Annotated in this window: 11 protein-coding genes; 9 read left to right on the top strand and 2 right to left on the bottom strand. The window is 68.8% G+C overall.

Features of this window, described 5'->3' with window-relative positions; translation table 11 throughout:
• Positions 1-63 precede the first annotated feature (63 nt).
• From rpoB to AB7I40_RS04265, 3 genes are all read left to right on the top strand, one after another.
• The gene (gene rpoB, locus AB7I40_RS04275) at positions 64-3,564 is read left to right on the top strand and encodes a DNA-directed RNA polymerase subunit beta (protein WP_428343804.1); all 3,501 of its coding nucleotides are present in this window, start codon (positions 64-66) and stop codon (positions 3,562-3,564) included.
• A gap of 94 nt (positions 3,565-3,658) precedes the next feature.
• Positions 3,659-7,534 (top strand): DNA-directed RNA polymerase subunit beta', encoded by a 3,876-nt coding sequence (locus AB7I40_RS04270; protein WP_428343803.1) that lies wholly within the window; start codon positions 3,659-3,661, stop codon positions 7,532-7,534.
• Between the two features lie 112 nt (positions 7,535-7,646).
• Positions 7,647-8,474, top strand: coding sequence for a lysophospholipid acyltransferase family protein (locus AB7I40_RS04265; protein ID WP_428343802.1), 828 nt, complete (start codon positions 7,647-7,649; stop codon positions 8,472-8,474).
• Here the strand turns inward: AB7I40_RS04265 and AB7I40_RS04260 are convergent.
• Entirely contained in the window at positions 8,388-9,467 is a 1,080-nt protein-coding gene (locus AB7I40_RS04260) for an acyltransferase family protein (RefSeq protein ID WP_428343801.1), read from the bottom strand. The two genes, AB7I40_RS04265 and AB7I40_RS04260, sit on opposite strands and share 87 nt — an antisense overlap.
• A gap of 75 nt (positions 9,468-9,542) precedes the next feature.
• Between AB7I40_RS04260 and AB7I40_RS04255 the strand changes: the two genes are divergently transcribed.
• From AB7I40_RS04255 to AB7I40_RS04235, 5 genes are all read left to right on the top strand, one after another.
• On the top strand, positions 9,543-10,418 hold the full coding sequence (locus AB7I40_RS04255; protein ID WP_428343800.1) for an NUDIX hydrolase: 876 nt from the start codon (positions 9,543-9,545) through the stop codon (positions 10,416-10,418).
• A 10-nt stretch (positions 10,419-10,428) separates the two neighbouring features.
• Positions 10,429-13,296, top strand: a complete 2,868-nt coding sequence (locus AB7I40_RS04250) for an FAD-binding and (Fe-S)-binding domain-containing protein (protein WP_428343799.1) — start codon at positions 10,429-10,431, stop codon at positions 13,294-13,296.
• Positions 13,297-13,375: 79 nt separating this feature from the next.
• Entirely contained in the window at positions 13,376-14,602 is a 1,227-nt protein-coding gene (locus AB7I40_RS04245) for a class I SAM-dependent methyltransferase (protein ID WP_428343798.1), read from the top strand.
• A complete protein-coding gene (locus tag AB7I40_RS04240; protein WP_428343797.1) occupies positions 14,599-15,564 on the top strand; it encodes a hypothetical protein in 966 nt (321 codons plus the stop codon). Before AB7I40_RS04245 ends, AB7I40_RS04240 begins: the two co-directional genes overlap by 4 nt.
• Before the next feature lie 7 nt (positions 15,565-15,571).
• Positions 15,572-16,081 (top strand): O-acetyl-ADP-ribose deacetylase, encoded by a 510-nt coding sequence (locus AB7I40_RS04235; RefSeq protein WP_428344290.1) that lies wholly within the window; start codon positions 15,572-15,574, stop codon positions 16,079-16,081.
• Positions 16,082-16,185: 104 nt separating this feature from the next.
• Here the strand turns inward: AB7I40_RS04235 and serC are convergent, their stop codons facing one another.
• A complete protein-coding gene (serC, locus tag AB7I40_RS04230; RefSeq protein ID WP_428343796.1) occupies positions 16,186-17,301 on the bottom strand; it encodes a phosphoserine transaminase in 1,116 nt (371 codons plus the stop codon).
• Positions 17,302-17,433: 132 nt separating this feature from the next.
• Here serC and AB7I40_RS04225 point away from each other — a divergent pair, with 132 nt between their 5' ends.
• Positions 17,434-17,811 (top strand): VOC family protein, encoded by a 378-nt coding sequence (locus AB7I40_RS04225; protein WP_428343795.1) that lies wholly within the window; start codon positions 17,434-17,436, stop codon positions 17,809-17,811.

Raw genomic sequence — 17,811 nt, 5'->3', positions numbered from 1 at the left:
CGGTGGCTGGTTTGTGGTGGGTGGACAGTCGTACCGACGCGAACCCATAAGAAGGACGCTCTCTTGGCCGCGCGCAGCACCGCTGGAAACGCTCACCGTATTTCTTTCGCAAAGATCAGTGAACCTCTCGAGGTTCCGCAACTCCTGGCTCTGCAGACTGACAGCTTCGACTGGTTGGTCGGAAACGCCAACTGGGAGAAGCAGGTCCAGGCCCGCGTCGACGCGGGTGAGGACGTCAGCCCCAAGTCGGGCCTCCAGGAGATCTTCGAGGAGATCTCCCCGATCGAAGACTTCTCCGAGACGATGTCGCTCTCGTTCGAGAACCCCGTCTTCTACGACCCGAAGTACACGGTCGAGGAGTGCAAGGAGAAGGACTTCACCTACTCCGCACCGCTCTACGTGTCCGCGGAGTTCACCAACAACGACACCGGTGAGATCAAGGGCCAGACGGTCTTCATGGGCGACTTCCCGCTCATGACCGACAAGGGCACCTTCATCATCAACGGCACCGAGCGCGTCGTCGTGTCGCAGCTCGTCCGGTCGCCGGGTGTCTACTTCGAGCGGACCGCCGACAAGACGTCCGACAAGGACATCTACACCGCCAAGGTGATCCCGTCGCGCGGTGCCTGGCTGGAGTTCGAGATCGACAAGCGCGACATGGTCGGGGTCCGCCTCGACCGCAAGCGCAAGCAGAACGTCACCGTCCTGCTCAAGGCCCTCGGGTGGACCAACGAGCAGATCCGTGAAGAGTTCGGCGAGTACGAGTCGATGATGCTCACCCTGGAGAAGGACCACACCCAGGCCCAGGACGACGCGCTGCTCGACATCTACCGCAAGCTGCGTCCGGGCGAACCGCCCACCCGGGAGGCTGCTCAGACGCTGCTGAACAACTACTACTTCAACCCGAAGCGCTACGACCTGGCGAAGGTCGGTCGCTACAAGATCAACAAGAAGCTCGGGTTGCTCGAGGCGTTCGACCAGCAGACGCAGACCATCGACGACATCGTCGCCGCGATCCGCTACATCGTGGCCCTGCACGACGGCCGCACCGAGCTGGAGACGCCCCAGGGCACCCTGGCGATCTCTGCCGACGACATCGACCACTTCGGCAACCGCCGGATGCGGACGGTCGGCGAGCTCATCCAGAACCAGCTGCGCACCGGCCTTGCTCGCATGGAGCGCGTCGTGCGCGAGCGGATGACGACCCAGGACGTCGAGGCCATCACGCCGCAGTCCCTGATCAACATCCGTCCCGTGGTCGCTGCGCTGAAGGAGTTCTTCGGCACCTCGCAGCTCTCGCAGTTCATGGACCAGACCAACCCGATCGCCGGACTGACGCACAAGCGTCGGCTCTCGGCCCTCGGCCCCGGTGGTCTCTCCCGTGACCGCGCCGGCATGGAGGTCCGTGACGTCCACCCGTCGCACTACGGCCGCATGTGCCCCATCGAGACCCCTGAAGGCCCGAACATCGGCCTGATCGGTTCCCTCGCGTCGTACGGTCGGATCAACCCGTTCGGCTTCGTCGAGACCCCCTACCGGGTGGTCACCGACGGCGTCGTCACCGACGAGATCCACTACCTGACCGCCGACGACGAGGACCGCGCGGTCATCGCGCAGGCCAACGCCGGGCTGGACAAGAACAACAAGCTGACCAGCGAGCGCGTGCTGGTGCGCCAGCGTGACGGTGAGGTCTCCGAGATCCTCGCCGCCGAGGTCGACTACATGGACGTGTCGCCGCGCCAGATGGTGTCGGTGGCCACGGCCCTGATCCCGTTCCTCGAGCACGACGACGCCAACCGCGCACTCATGGGTGCCAACATGCAGCGTCAGGCCGTTCCCCTGATCCGCAGCGACTCGCCGCTCGTCGGCACCGGCATGGAGTTCCGTGCCGCGGTCGACGCCGGGGACGTGGTCACCGCGAAGAACTCCGGTGTTGTCAAGGAGGTGTCGGCCGACGTCGTCGAGGTGATGAACGACGACGGCACCTACGAGACCTACAAGCTGGCCAAGTTCCGTCGCTCCAACCAGGGCACCTGCATCAACCAGCGTCCGCTGGTCAGCGAGGGTGACCGGGTCGAGGGGCCGCAGAACGGTCGCGCCGGTTCGCCGATCGCCGACGGCCCGTGCACCGACAAGGCGGAGATGGCGCTGGGCACCAACCTGCTCGTCGCCTTCATGCCGTGGCAGGGCCACAACTACGAAGACGCGATCATCCTGAGCCAGCGACTGGTCCAGGAGGACATGCTCACCTCGATCCACATCGAGGAGCACGAGGTCGACGCCCGCGACACCAAGCTCGGCCCGGAGGAGATCACCCGCGACATCCCCAACGTCTCCGAGGAGATGCTGGCCGACCTCGACGAGCGCGGGATCATCCGCATCGGCGCCGAGGTCACCACGGGTGACATCCTGGTCGGCAAGGTGACGCCGAAGGGCGAGACCGAGCTGACCCCTGAGGAGCGCCTGCTCCGCGCGATCTTCGGCGAGAAGGCGCGCGAGGTGCGCGACACCTCCATGAAGGTCCCGCACGGTGAGTCCGGCACGGTCATCGGCGTTCGCGTCTTCGACCGCGAAGAGGGCGACGAGCTGCCCCCGGGTGTCAACCAGCTGGTCCGCGTCTACGTCGCCCAGAAGCGCAAGATCTCGGTGGGTGACAAGCTCGCCGGTCGTCACGGCAACAAGGGCGTCATCGCCAAGATCCTGCCGATCGAGGACATGCCGTTCATGGAGGACGGCACCCCGGTCGACGTGATCCTCAACCCGCTCGGTGTGCCGCGCCGGATGAACATCGGCCAGATCCTCGAGCTGCACCTCGGCTGGTTGGCCAAGCAGGGCTGGGACCTCGATCTCCACGAGACCAAGGGTGCCAAGTCCGACTCCGACCCCGATGGCTGGAAGCAGCGCCTGATCTCCATCCACGCGGAGAAGGCCGAGGCCAACACCAAGGTCGCGACCCCCGTGTTCGACGGTGCTCGTGAGGACGAGATCACCGGTCTGCTGGGTGCCACCCTGCCGACCCGTGACGGTCAGCGACTGATCGGCGACAACGGCAAGGCCAGCCTCTTCGACGGTCGCTCCGGCGAGCCGTTCCCGGAGCCGGTCTCGGTGGGCTACATGTACATCCTCAAGCTCCACCACCTCGTCGACGACAAGATCCACGCACGCTCGACCGGCCCCTACTCGATGATCACGCAGCAGCCCCTGGGCGGCAAGGCCCAGTTCGGTGGCCAGCGGTTCGGCGAGATGGAGGTCTGGGCGATGGAGGCGTACGGCGCCGCCTACGCCCTGCAGGAGCTGCTGACGATCAAGTCCGACGACGTGCCCGGCCGTGTGAAGGTCTACGAAGCCATCGTCAAGGGCGAGAACATCCCCGACTCCGGGATCCCCGAGTCGTTCAAGGTGCTCGTCAAGGAGATGCAGTCCCTGTGTCTCAACGTCGAGGTGCTCAGCCAGGACGGATCGACCATCGAGATGAAGGACGCCGAGGAAGATGTCTTCCGGGCGGCCGAGGAACTCGGGATCGACCTGTCCCGCCGCGAGCCCAGCTCCGTCGAAGAAGTCTGAGAGCAGTGGCAGTACGCCGGCCAGCCCGGCGTACTGCCCTCCCTCAGTCCTAGCCACTCAGCAACATTTCGCATAACGAAGGAAAGCAGCCAACGTGCTCGACGTTAACTTCTTCGACCAGCTTCAGATCGGCCTGGCCACCGCGGAGGACATCCGCACCTGGAGCCACGGTGAGGTCAAGAAGCCGGAAACCATCAACTACCGCACCCTCAAGCCGGAGCGCGACGGACTCTTCTGCGAGAAGATCTTCGGCCCCACCCGGGACTGGGAGTGCTACTGCGGCAAGTACAAGCGCGTCCGCTTCAAGGGCATCATCTGCGAGCGCTGCGGCGTCGAGGTGACCCGTTCCAAGGTGCGTCGTGAGCGGATGGGCCACATCGAGCTCGCCGCCCCGGTCACCCACATCTGGTACTTCAAGGGCGTCCCGAGCCGGTTGGGCTACCTGCTCGACCTGGCCCCGAAGGACCTCGAGAAGGTCATCTACTTCGCGGCCTACATGATCACCGCCGTCGACGAGGACGCCCGCCACCAGGACCTGTCCTCCTTGGAGAACAAGGTCGGCCTGGAGCGCGAGCGCCTCGAGAAGCGCCGTGACTCCGCGCTCGAGGACCGCACCAAGAAGCTCGAGGAGGACCTCGCGACCCTCGAGGCCGAGGGCGCCAAGGCCGACGCGCGCCGCAAGGTCCGCGACGGTGCCGAGCGTGAGATGAAGCAGTTGCGCGAGCGCGCCCAGCGCGAGCTCGACCGCCTCGACGAGGTGTGGAACCAGTTCAAGAGCCTGAAGGTCCAGGACCTCATGGGCGACGAGCTGCTCTACCGCGAGATGAAGAACTGGTTCGGCAAGTACTTCGAGGGCCACATGGGCGCCATGGCGATCCAGAAGCGCCTCGAGGACTTCGACACCGAGGCCGAGGTCGAGAGCCTGCGCGAGACTATCGCCACCGGCAAGGGCCAGCGCAAGGTCCGCGCCCTCAAGCGCCTCAAGGTCGTCGACGCGTTCCGCAAGACCGGCAACAAGCCCCAGGGCATGGTGCTGGACGCCGTACCGGTCATCCCGCCGGACCTGCGTCCGATGGTGCAGCTCGACGGCGGCCGCTTCGCGACCTCAGACCTCAACGACCTCTACCGTCGAGTCATCAACCGGAACAACCGCCTCAAGCGGCTGCTCGACCTCGGTGCTCCCGAGATCATCGTCAACAACGAGAAGCGGATGCTCCAGGAGGCCGTCGACTCGCTGTTCGACAACGGTCGTCGTGGGCGTCCGGTCACCGGCCCGGGCAACCGGCCGCTCAAGTCGCTGTCCGACATGCTCAAGGGCAAGCAGGGTCGTTTCCGTCAGAACCTGCTCGGCAAGCGCGTGGACTACTCGGGCCGTTCGGTCATCGTGTCGGGTCCGCAGCTGAAGCTGCACCAGTGTGGTCTGCCCAAGCAGATGGCACTCGAGCTCTTCAAGCCGTTCGTGATGAAGCGCCTGGTCGACCTGTCGCACGCGCAGAACATCAAGTCCGCCAAGCGGATGGTGGAGCGCGCCCGCCCGGTCGTGTGGGACGTCCTCGAAGAGGTCATCACCGAGCACCCGGTGCTGCTCAACCGCGCACCCACGCTGCACCGTCTCGGCATCCAGGCCTTCGAGCCCCAGCTGATCGAGGGCAAGGCCATCCAGATCCACCCGCTCGTCTGCTCGGCCTTCAACGCCGACTTCGACGGTGACCAGATGGCGGTGCACCTGCCGCTGTCGGCCGAGGCCCAGGCCGAGGCACGGATCCTGATGCTGTCGACCAACAACATCCTCAAGCCGTCCGACGGCCGCCCGGTGACGATGCCGACCCAGGACATGATCGTGGGTCTGTTCTTCCTCACCACCGACCGCGAAGGGGAGCCCGGCGAAGGCCGTCAGTTCTCCTCGATGGCCGAGGCGATCATGGCGCTGGACCACAGTGAGATCTCGCTGCAGAGCAAGATCCGCCTGCGTCTCGGCGTCGCGGTGCCGCCGCTGGGTGTCGAGGGCGAGTCGGTCAACCAGGGTGGCGAGCTCACACTCGACACCACGCTGGGTCGCGCGATCTTCAACGAGGCGCTGCCGGCCGACTACCCGTTCGTGAACTACGAGGTGGGCAAGAAGGCCCTCGGTGCGATCGTCAACGACCTCGCCGAGCGCTACACCAAGGTCCAGGTGGCCGCGTCGCTCGACGCCCTCAAGGACACCGGCTTCCACTGGGCGACCCGCTCGGGTGTCACCGTCTCCATCGAGGACGTCGTCACGCCGGCCAACAAGGCCCAGATCCTCGAGGGCTACGAAGCCCAGGCGGCCAAGGTCCAGAAGCAGTTCGAGCGTGGTCTCGTGACTGACGACGAGCGCCGTCAGGAGCTCATCGAGATCTGGACCCAGGCCTCCAACGAGGTCGCCAAGGCGATGGAGAAGAACTTCGACCGGTCCAACCCCATCTTCATGATGGTGGACTCCGGTGCCTCGGGGAACATGATGCAGATCCGTCAGGTGGCGGCCATGCGTGGTCTGGTGGCCAACCCGAAGGGTGACATCATCCCGCGGCCGATCAAGTCGAACTTCCGTGAGGGCCTGTCGGTGCTGGAGTACTTCATCTCCACCCACGGTGCCCGCAAGGGACTCGCCGACACCGCTCTGCGCACCGCAGACTCGGGCTACCTGACCCGTCGTCTGGTCGACGTGTCGCAGGACGTCATCATCCGTGAGGAGGACTGTGGCACCGAGCGCGGTCTGCCCAAGCGGATCGGTGAGCGTCGCGACAACGGCCTCGTCACCAAGCACGAGCACGCCGAGACCGCGGCCTACGCCCGGTCCTCGGCCGTGGAGGTCACCCACCCGGAGACCGGCGACGTACTCGTCGGTGCCGGTGACGACCTCGGTGACGTCAAGATCGGCGAGCTGATCGCTGCCGGCATCGAGGAGATCAAGGTCCGCTCCGTGCTGACCTGCGATGCCAAGACCGGCACCTGCGCCAAGTGCTACGGCCGCTCGTTGGCCACCGGCAAGATGGTGGACATCGGCGAGGCCGTCGGCATCATCGCGGCCCAGTCGATCGGTGAGCCCGGCACGCAGTTGACGATGCGTACCTTCCACACCGGTGGTGTGGCGTCGGCCGACGACATCACGCAGGGTCTGCCCCGCGTGGTCGAGCTGTTCGAGGCGCGTCAGCCCAAGGGTCTGTCCCCGATCTCCGAGGCCGCTGGCCGAGTGGAGATCGAGGAGACCGACAAGGCTCGCAAGGTGCTCATCACGCCGGACGACGGTTCCGAGGTCATGGAATACCCGGTCAGCCGGCGCTCGCGCCTGCTGGTCGCTGACGGTGACCACATCGAGGTCGGCGACATGCTGACCGTCGGCACGCCCGACCCGAAGGAGGTGCTCCGCATCCTGGGTGTTCGCCAGGCGCAGCAGCACCTCGTCGACGAGGTCCAGTCGGTCTACCGCAGCCAGGGTGTGTCGATCCACGACAAGCACATCGAGATCATCGTGCGCCAGATGCTGCGTCGGGTGACGGTCATCGAGTCCGGTGACACCAACCTGCTGCCCTCCGACCTGGTCGACCGGGCACGCTTCGAGGTGGAGAACCGCCGCGTCCTCTCCGAGGGCGGTACGCCGGCCTCGGGTCGTCCCGAGCTCATGGGCATCACGAAGGCGTCGTTGGCGACCGAGTCGTGGCTCTCGGCGGCCTCCTTCCAGGAGACCACCCGGGTGCTCACCGACGCGGCCATCCACGGTCGCAGCGACTCCTTGCGCGGCTTGAAGGAGAACGTGATCATCGGGAAGCTGATCCCGGCGGGCACCGGCCTCGAGCGCTACCGCAACATCCGGGTGGAGCCCACCGAGGAGGCCCGCGCCGCGGCGTACTCCGTGGCGGACTACGGCTCCTACGACTACGAGTTCGGCAACGGCACCGGTCAGGCCGTCGCTCTGGACGACTTCGACTTCGGGTCGTACCAGAACTGATTCGCATGTCACCGCACAGGACCCCGGCCGTCACGGCCGGGGTCCTGTGCTGTCTCTGCCCCGCGCATCTCGATAGTCCCGAACGTTTGGCACCGTCGAGCCGGCGTTTCGGGTGCCGAACGTTCGGGACTATCGAGAAGGGGTGGAGGTGGTGGGGCAGGTGACCTACCGGCTGGCGAACCTCCTGGGCCGCCTCCTGCTGGCACTGTGGGGGATCCGGGTGCGCAGCACCGGGACGGCTCACCTACCGCGCTCGGGGCCGGTGATCCTGGCGATGACCCACGTCGGCTACCTCGACTTCGTGCTGGTCGAGAAGGTCGCCATCCGTCGTGGACGCTTCGTGCGGTTCCTGTGTCGCAGCGACATCTGGCGGCCCGGACCACTGGCGTGGGCGATGAACCGCATGCAGCATGTCCCGGTGGACCGGATGGCGCCGGCCCACGCCTACCTGATCGCACGTCGGGGACTGCGCGCCGGCGAGGCCGTGGGGATCTTCCCGGAGGCGGGGATCTCCTACTCCTTCACCGTGCGAGCCCTGATGCCCGGCGCTGTGGCCCTGGCCCGGGACACCGGTGCGGCCATCGTGCCGGTGGCGATCTGGGGCTCCCAGCGGATCTGGAGCGTCCGGCGTCCGGTCGCGGGCAGGCAACCCCGCCCCGAGCTTCGCCGCGGTCACCTGGTGGACATCAGCTTCGGTACGCCGTTCACGGTGGCGCCCGATGCGGACCTGAACGACTCCACCGCCTTCCTCGGTCGACGCCTCACCGAGCTGCTGGACAGCCTCCAGCGACTACCCGAGCACCAGCCCGCTCCCGGAGACCGCGCTGCGTGGCAACCCGCCCACTTGGGTGGTTCAGCGCCCGACCGGGTCGAGGCTGCGGGCCTCGACTCCGTCCCCCGCTCGGCCGTGCGCCCCACCTGGGGCCCGCCCGTCTCCTGAGGGCATGCGGCGACGCGACCAGGCACCGATCGGATCCACCACCCGGCCCAGCACCTGGGTCACCGGTGGGCTGGCGAGCCCCAGTGCCAGTGCCACCGCGAGCGCCGTGGTGATCAGGAACCAGAGCATCTGGTGTCCCGGGTCGAGGTCGCCCCAACCGGCATGGTCGGCTGCGGTGATGACGAACGTGTGGAACAGGTACACCACCAAGGACCCTGCCCCCAGCGAGGTCAGCGCGCTGCGACCCCGGGGCACCAGCACCAGCACGGCGGCCGTGCCCAGGAGCCCGACCGCCATCACGGTGAGCCGCACCTGCATCCCTGTGGCCACTGACCAACCGAGGCCGGCGTATCCGTCGTCGTAGAGCAGGAACAGCGACCGGCCCCAGTCGTCCATGCTGCCGGCGACCACCCAGATCCACGCGAGCGTGGCCACCGCGACCGGCTTGAGGAAGGGCTGGGACAGGGCGTCGAGCGCCCGGCGATCGAGGTGGAGCCCGATCACGAAGAACGGCAGCAGGCCCAGTGCCCGCTGGAGGGCAAGCTCCTGGCCGGGGACCATGCCCGCGAGCAGGCTGATCAGCACCGACGCCGGGATCCAGCCCGCATGCCGCTTGAGCACCGGAGTGGCCAGCCGCCAGAGCAGCAGCACGCAGAGATACCACATCGCCCAGTGCGGGACGAGCCAGATGGGGCCCTCGAGATCCTCACCCAGTCGCGATCTGAGGGCGTAGAGGGCTGCCTCGAAGATGACGTAAGGCACCACGCAGGTCGTGAGGAGAGCACGGAACCCGCGCCGGCTCCAGGTGAAGCTGCGCGACAGGTGCCCGGTCACCAGCACGAAGGCCGGGACGTGCCAGAAGTAGAGGAAGTCGTAGGCCTGTCGCTGGAGATCGGTCAACTCCAGGAGGGTCCAGGCATGGCCCACGACGACGAGTGCCACCAGGGTGAGCTTGACGTTGTCGAGCCAGGGATCGCGACCGGGAGTAGCCATCGATCCACGCTAACTACGCCCCGGCGCCGCGGGCCAATCGTCGGACAACCCGACGCTGGCCCTAGGCTCTGAGACATGGCCAGGCTTCCCCGACGACAGCGCGTGGCGGCGTACGCCGTCATCCTGCGCGAGGACGAGATCCTCCTCAGTCGGCTCGCTCCACGTGTTTCGCGCGAAGAACTGTGGACCCTGCCTGGGGGCGGACTCGACCATGGTGAGGATCCCCACGACGCTGTCGTCCGGGAGATCCACGAGGAGACCGGCCTGGACGCCACGGTGAGCGAGACCGCACGGCTCTACTCCGCCCACATGCCCGGTGCCTGGCGCGACGGCGTCCAGGTGGACGCCCATGCGCTGCGCATCGTCTACGAGGGCTGGGTGCGACCCGACGCCCCGCAGCCCCGGGTCGTGGAGGTGGACGGGTCCACCGTGGAGGCCGCCTGGATCCCGATCGCCGACGTGCTGTCCGGTGCCCGCCCGGTGGTGCCGATGGTGGTGGAGGCACTGGCCGACCACCAGACGTTCAAGCTGCAGCGGGTCGCGGCCTACGCGCTGATCCGTAGGCCGGGCGACGTGCTCCTGACCCGGATCTCCGCCCTGGGCGCCCACGCGGGACAGTGGACGCTGCCCGGCGGCGGCATCGCCCACGGTGAGGCCCCCGCGGACGCCGTGGCCCGTGAGGTCAAGGAGGAGTGCGGCCTGGACTGTGTGGTAGGCGGGGTCGTCGCGGTGCACGACCACCACTTCAGCGGTACGGCGCCGAGCGGCCGGTTCGAGGACTACCACGGGGTCCACCTGATCTACGCCGCCAGCGTCGACCCGACGGCCGTTCCCGAGGTGATCGAGCAGGGCGGCACCACCGACGCGGCGGCCTGGATCTCCGTAGCCGACATCGAGTCCGGGGCGGTCCCAGTGCTGGACGTGGTCCGGCACGCTGTGAGCGGCCAGTAGATTTGGCCCCGTGACCACCCCCACTGCGCAGCTGGTCGACGCCCTGCGACGTGCGGGCGTGAGTGACGTCGACGACTCGACGGTGACCCGGGCGGCGTACTCCTCGGATGCCTCGATCTATCGCGTCGTGCCGCGTGCGGTCGTCCGTCCCCGGGCCACTGACGAGATCCTGGCCACCTTGGCGGTGGCCCGCGACCTGGGTGTGCCGCTGACCATGCGCGGCGCCGGCACCTCGATCGCCGGCAACGCGGTCGGCCCGGGCCTGGTCGTGGACACCTCGAGGTATCTGAACCGGGTGCTCTCGGTGGATCCTGAGGCCCGCGCGGCCGTGGTCGAACCCGGAGTCGTCCACGCCGTCCTGCAGAAGGCTGCTGCGGTTCACGGGCTGCGGTTCGGCCCCGACCCGTCCACGCACACCCGCTGCACGATCGGCGGCATGATCGGCAACAACGCCTGCGGGTCGCGGGCGCTGGGCTACGGCCGGACCTCTGACAACGTGATCGCGATGACCTCCGTGCTCGGGACCGGAGAGGTGGTCTCGACAGGCTCGAGCACCGTCGGGGTGGGGCCAGTTGCCCTGGGGGCCCTGGTGGACACCGAGCTGGCCCACATCCGCACCTCGTTCGGCCAGTTCGGCCGCCAGGTCAGCGGCTATGCGCTCGAACAGCTGCTGCCGGAGAACGGCCGCCGGTTCGACCGGTTCCTGGTCGGCTCCGAAGGCACCCTCGCGCTGGTCCTGGAGGCGACCATGCGGCTCGTCGAGGACGCCCCGGCGCGCGCTCTGGCCGTCCTGGGCTACGCCTCGATGGCGGACGCAGCCGATGACGTGCCCGCCTTGCTGCGCCACCCCTTGGTCGCCTGCGAGGGCCTGGACTCCCGGATCGTCGACGTGGTGCGCGCCCACGGCGGCGTCGTGCCCGAGCTGCCCAAGGGCGAGGGGTGGCTGTTCGCGGAGGTCACCGCCGCCAGCCGGGCCGAGGCTGAGTTCCTGGCCGCTGCCGTGATGACCGATGCCGGGGCCCTGGCCGGCCGGGTGGTGGCCGACCCGGGGGAGATGGCGGCTCTGTGGCGCATCCGGGAGGACGGCGCCGGGCTGGCTGCCCGCTCGCTGAGCCGCCCGGCGTACTCCGGCTGGGAGGATGCCGCGGTGCCGCCGGCCCGGCTGGGGGACTACCTGCGCGAGTTCGAAGCACTCATGCGGGAGCACCGACTCGACGGTGTGCCTTACGGTCACTTCGGTGACGGCTGCGTGCACGTGCGGATCGACTTCGAGTTCGCCGACCAGGGCAGGGCGTTCCGGGCCTTCCTGCTCGACTCCGCCCGCCTGCTCGCCAGCTACGGAGGGTCACTGTCAGGGGAGCACGGGGACGGCCGGGCGCGCTCGGAACTACTGCCCTTCATGTACGACGAGCAGTCGATCGGGCTCTTCGGTGCCGCCAAGGCGATCTGCGACCCCGACAACCTCCTCAATCCCGGAGTGCTGGTCGACCCGGCGCCCCTCGACGCCGACCTCAGGCCCGCCCGCCCGGTGCACGGCCCACGCCCGCTGCTGCGGCTGACCCACGACGCCGGTTCGCTCGGGGCCGCCGTGCATCGGTGCACGGGAGTCGGCAAGTGCCGTGCCGACACGACCGCCTCGGGCGGGGTCATGTGCCCGTCGTACCTGGCCACCCGGGACGAGAAGGACTCCACCCGTGGCCGCGCCCGCGTGCTGCAGGAGGCACTGGACGGGACGCTCGTCGCAGGCCTCGCGGATCCGGCCGTCGGCGAGGCGCTCGACCTGTGCCTGTCCTGCAAGGGCTGTGCGCGCGACTGCCCGACGGGCATCGACATGGCGACCTACAAGTCCGAGGCCCTGCATCAGAAGTACGCCGGACGACTCCGGCCCCTCACCCACTACACGCTGGGGCGCCTGCCCACCTGGGCGAAGCTGGCCGGCCCGATCGCGCGCCCCCTCAACCGGGCACTCAAGTTCAAGCCGCTGGCAGCCCTGGCGAAGGCGAGCGCGGGCATCGACCAGCGTCGCTCGCTGCCATCGTTCGCGGAGACGTCGCTGCGTGGTCTCGACAGGCTCGACCACCGAGAGCGGCTCGACCACCGAGAGCGGCTCGACCACCGAGAGCGGCTCGACCACCGAGAGGGGCTCGACCACCGAGAGGGGCTCGACCGAGCGTCTGCCCCGGACGTGTGGATCTGGGCGGACTCCTTCACCGACGCGTTCCTGCCCGAGAGTGGGCGGGCGGCCATCCGCCTGCTGGCGCACGCCGGACTCACGGCTCGCGTGATCGACGAGGACGCCTGCTGCGGGCTGACCTGGATCACCACCGGCCAGCTCACCCAAGCCCAGCGGATCGTGGCGAGGACGGTCGCCACGCTGCACCCCTACGTGACCAGCGGGGTGCCGGTGATCGGGCTCGAGCCCAGCTGCCTGGCTGCGATCCGGTCCGATGCCGTCGAGCTCACCGACGACCCGCGCGCCGTCGAGGTGGCAGCCGGGATGCAGACCCTGGCCGAGTACCTCACCGCCATCGACTGGACCCCGCCGGACCTGACCGGGGTCGAGGTCGTCGCCCAGCCGCACTGCCACCAGGCCAGCATCCTGGGATGGGAGGCCGACGCGGCCCTCCTGCGCCGCGCCGGCGCCACGCTCACCCGCGTCGGCGGTTGCTGCGGCCTGGCCGGCAACTTCGGCGTCGAGAAGGGCCACTACGAGGTGTCGGTGGCGGTGGCCGAGACCAGCCTGCTGCCCGCCGTACGTGCCCACCCGGACGCGGTCGTGCTGGCCGACGGCATGTCGTGCCGGATCCAACTCGATGACCTCGCCGGGGTGCGCGCGATGCATCTGGCCGAGCTGTTCGCCGATAAAGTCGAGGCATGAACCCCCGCCATCGTCGCCTGATCATCCCGGTGGCTCTCGTGGGGCTCTTCGTGATCGTCGTGATCGCGGCGGTGCTCAAATGAGTGAGCCACTGCTGCGGGCGCTGGCCCGGATGCGGGCGTTGATCCTCGATGACACCGTCCTGGTCCGAGCGGTCGCCTCGGGGCGCCAGCGCGGCCAGGAGACGCCCTGGAAGCGGGCCGAGTTCCGCTACGTCGACCTCAAGGCCGGCCGGCATCTCCAGGTGACGACGTACGACGCCACCCAGGCCCACACCGCGAACTTCGCGGTCGGTGCGCCGGCCCGCGACGCGGTCGACGACCTCCTGGACCAACCCTTCGCCAACTGGAACGTGGAGACGACGACCCAGCAGCACCAGGTGCGGGTCACCAAGAAGCTCGAGGCCCTCGTCCACACCACCGACCGGGACGCCGAGGTGGCCGCGGATCGTGGTCACGACCAGGCCAAGAGCCGCCTGCTCGCCGAGGACGACCCGGTGCTGGTCGCGCTCGGCATCTCCTCGGCCGACGGGAGGATCAAGCCGACCCGGCAGGCGAAGTACCGCCAGGTCGAGGAGTTCCTGCGGCTGCTCGATGCCACCCTCACCGACGCACTGGCGACCGGCCACCTGCGCAAGCCCACCGCGGCGGATCCCCTGCGGATCGTCGACCTGGGCTGTGGCAACGCCTATCTGACCTTCGCAGCGCAGCGCTACCTGTCCCACGTGCGGGGGTTGCCGGTCGCTCTCACCGGAGTCGACGTCAAGGAACAGTCCCGCTCGCACAACTCGGCGGTCGCCGAGGGGCTGGGCATCGAAGCAGAGTTCGTCGTGGGCACCATCGCCGGCGCCACCCTGGCGCGCCCCCCGGAGGTCGTCCTGGCTCTGCACGCGTGCGACACCGCGACCGACGACGCCCTGGCGCGGGCGATCGCATGGGGATCCGCGCTGGTCCTGGCCGCACCCTGCTGCCACCACGACATCGCAGCACAGCTGCGGCGCAGCCCCACGCCGACGCCGTACTCCCTGCTCACCCGGCACGGCATCCTCCGCGAGCGCTTCGCCGACACCGTCACCGATGGCCTGCGGGCCTCCATCCTGCGGTTGCAGGGCTATCGCGTCGACGTCGTGGAGTTCGTCGGGTCGGAGCACACGCCACGCAACACCCTGCTGAGGGCCGTGCGGACCGGGTCGCCAGTCAAGGGCGGCAGCGTCCGCAAGGAGTACGACGAGCTCGTGACCACGTGGTCGATCACCCCCAGGCTGGCGGTGCTGACCGGGCTGGCCGAGCCGGGACCCGTTTCGTGAGGTGGCTGTTCGTCGGGGTGGCGCTGGCGGCGTCGCTCTGTGTGCCGGCCCCGATCGCGACGGCCGCCCGCAGCGGCCCCGAGGTGGTCCGGATCAAGGACCCCGCCATCACCGAGTCCAGCGGCCTGGTCGCCCGGGACGGGACCTTCTTCACCATCAACGACTCCGGCGGTGAGGGGGTCGTCTACGTCATCGACGGGGACACAGGACGAACGGTCCGCACGATCGACTTCTCAGCGAGCCCGCGCGATGTCGAGGCCCTTGCCCCGGGTGTCTCGTCCTCGGAGCTGTGGGTCGGCGACATCGGCGACAACGACGCCGTGCGCGGGCGCGTCAGCGTCACTTCGGTGGGGCGCTTCGAACAGCCGCGCCGCTACCGGTTGAGCTATCCGCGGGGTCCGGTCGATGCCGAGGCGCTGCTGGTCAACCCGGTCACCGGCCGGGTCTACCTCGCCAGCAAGGAGATCTTCGGCGGGACCCTCTACGCCGCCCCGGTCGAGCTGCGCCGCAACCGGGTCAATGAGCTGACCGACATCGGTGACGTCGGTTCCGTCGTGACCGACGGCGCGTTCTTCCCCGACGGCAGGCACCTGATCCTGCGCGGCTACCTGCGGGCCACCGTCTACGCCTTTCCCTCCCTGAAGTCGGTGGGCTCGTTCGCGCTGCCCCGGGAGCCTCAGGGCGAGGGCATCGCGGTGTCACCGGCAGGAAAGGTGTTCGTCTCCTCGGAAGGTGCGAACGAACCCATCCTCTCGGTGACACTGCCGTCGCGGGTGCGGGTCGCGCTTGCGAACGAGCCTGCGCCCGGCGGCGTCAAGGGGACCGTGACCAGAGCCCGCGACAAGGCCCTCGATGACACGTCCTGGCTGCCCGGTGGGCTCTGGACCGCCGGCGGCGCCGTCCTGGTCGTGGTGGGGGTCGGTGGCTGGGTCCTGGTGCGCCGCCGCCGTCCCGGGCGGTGATGTCGAGGTGCTGATCACCGTGGTCGAGGGCGACATCACCGTCCAGGACGTCGACGCCGTCGTCAACGCCGCCAACCGTGCGATGCGCGGTGGTGGGGGAGTCGACGGCGCGATCCACCGCGCCGGGGGCCCCCAGGTCCTCGCCGACTGCGTGGCCCGCTTCCCCCACGGCCTCCCGACGGGAGCAGCCGGCTGGACGACCGCGGGCGCGATGAAGGCCACCTGGGTCATCCATGTCGTCGGCCCCAACTTCCGGGCCGGCGAGACCGACCGCTCACTGCTCACCTCGTGCTACGCGGGCGCGCTCCGTGTCGCCGACGAGCTCGGCGCCCGCTCCGTGGCCTTCCCGCTCGTCTCGGCCGGCATCTACGGGTGGCCGAAGGCAGATGCCATCGCGGCTGCCGTCGAGACCCTGCGCTCCACGCCCACGCAGGTGCAGGAGGCCAGGCTGGTCGCGTTCGGGCAGGCGGCGTACGAGGAGATCAGGCGTGGTCTCGACAAGCTCGACCACCGATAGGGCAGCTCGACCACCGGTGAGGCAGCTCGACCACCGGTGAGGCAGCTCGAGCACCGGTAGGGCAGCTCGACCACCGATAAGGCAGCTCGGCCGCCGGTGACGTCTCAGAGGTGCTCGACCACGTAGTCGATGCTGGCGGTCAGTGCCTCGACGTCAGCTGGGTCGATCGCCGGGTACATGGCGATCCGCAGCTGGTTGCGACCGAGCTTGCGGTAGGGCTCGGTGTCGACGATGCCGTTGGCCCGCAGGGTGGCCGCCACGGCGTCGGCGTCGATCGACTCGTCGAAGTCGATCGTGCCGATCACCAGGGAGCGCGCCGCCGGGTCGACGACGTACGGCGTCGTGTACGACGTCTTCTCCGCCCACCCGTAGAGCGCCTCGGAGGAGGCCGTCGTCCGAGCGACCATGCCGGCCAATCCGCCGTTCGCGTTCATCCAGTCCAGCTGCTCGGCCATCAGGAAGAGGGTGGCCACCGAGGGGGTGTTGTAGGTCTGGTTCTTCGCCGAGTTGTCGATCGCGGTCGGTAGGTCGAAGAACGCCGGGATCCACCGACCCGAGGCAGCGATCTGCGCCGCGCGCTCCAGCGCTGCGGGAGACATCAGGGCGATCCAGAGCCCCCCGTCGGAGGCGAACGACTTCTGCGGCGCGAAGTAGTAGCAGTCGGCCTCGCTCAGCTCGACCGGCAGGCCACCGGCTCCCGAGGTGGCGTCGATGAGCACCAGCCCGTCGGCGCCCTCGGGGCGTACGACGGGGGCCATCACGGCGGTGGAGGTCTCGTTGTGCGCCCAGGCGTAGGCGTCGACCCCGTCCTCGGCGACCGCGACGGATCGCGAGCCCGGGTCGGCCTTGATGACGGTGGGGTCGGCCAGGAAGGGGGCGGCCGCTGCTGCGGCGGCGAACTTCGAGGTGAACTCGCCGAAGACCAGGTGCTGGCTCTTCTCCCGGATCAGTCCGAAGGTGGCGATGTCCCAGAAGGCGGTGGCACCACCGTTGCCGAGCACCACCTGGTAGCCGTCAGGGAGGCTGAACAGGTCGGCGAGCCCGGTCCGCACCCGAGCGACCGTGGAGCGCACCGGCGCCTGGCGGTGTGAGGTGCCCATCAACGACGCACCGGTCGCGGCCAGCGCGTCGAGGTGCGAGGTCTGGATCTTCGAGGGACCGGCCCCGAACCTGCCGTCGGCGGGCTTGAGGGAGGCGGGGATCGCAAGGGCGTCGCTCATGGAGGCAACCTTCGTCGTGGTTCACGTGGTCCGACTGACGACGCTGTCAGCACCGCCCATTCTGTCACTCGCCCCGGAACTCACCGTCGGGGAGTCCAGGGCCGTGATCGCCAACGACGCTAGGGTCGGCGCATGATCACCGCACTCCACACCCTGGTCTACGCAGAGGATCCCGAGGCGGCGCGCGCGTTCTTCCGTGACGTCGTGCAGTGGCCGGCCGTCGACACCGGTGGCGGGTGGCTGATCTTCAAGACCGGGCCGAGCGAGCTCGGCGTCCACCCCGCTGCCTGGGAGCATGAAGGTGCCTCCGGCGGCACCGACCAGCAGTTCGACGTCTCGCTCATCTGCGACGACCTGAGCGCAACGATGGCGGAGTTGTCGGGACGCGGTGCCGAGTTCGTCGGCGAGGTCGCCCACGAGCAGTGGGGTGACACCGTGCAGCTGCGGGTGCCCGGGGCCGGCACGATGATGCTCTACCAGCCGCGCTACGACCCGCCCGCGACCTCCTGA

The sequence above is a fragment of the Nocardioides sp. genome (genome assembly GCF_050246775.1).
Taxonomy (GTDB): domain Bacteria; phylum Actinomycetota; class Actinomycetes; order Propionibacteriales; family Nocardioidaceae; genus Nocardioides.
Note: the sequence above shows the minus strand (reverse complement) of the source record. Positions and strands in the feature narration are given on the sequence as shown.

Bases quoted from the DNA above. Each gene is read 5' to 3' on its own strand.
- AB7I40_RS04255 (WP_428343800.1), top strand. From the start codon at position 9,543: ATGGCCAGGCTTCCCCGACGACAGCGCGTGGCGGCGTACGCCGTCATC.
- serC (WP_428343796.1), bottom strand. From the start codon at position 17,301: ATGAGCGACGCCCTTGCGATCCCCGCCTCCCTCAAGCCCGCCGACGGC.
- AB7I40_RS04225 (WP_428343795.1), top strand. From the start codon at position 17,434: ATGATCACCGCACTCCACACCCTGGTCTACGCAGAGGATCCCGAGGCG.
- AB7I40_RS04260 (WP_428343801.1), bottom strand. From the start codon at position 9,467: ATGGCTACTCCCGGTCGCGATCCCTGGCTCGACAACGTCAAGCTCACC.
- AB7I40_RS04245 (WP_428343798.1), top strand. From the start codon at position 13,376: ATGAGTGAGCCACTGCTGCGGGCGCTGGCCCGGATGCGGGCGTTGATC.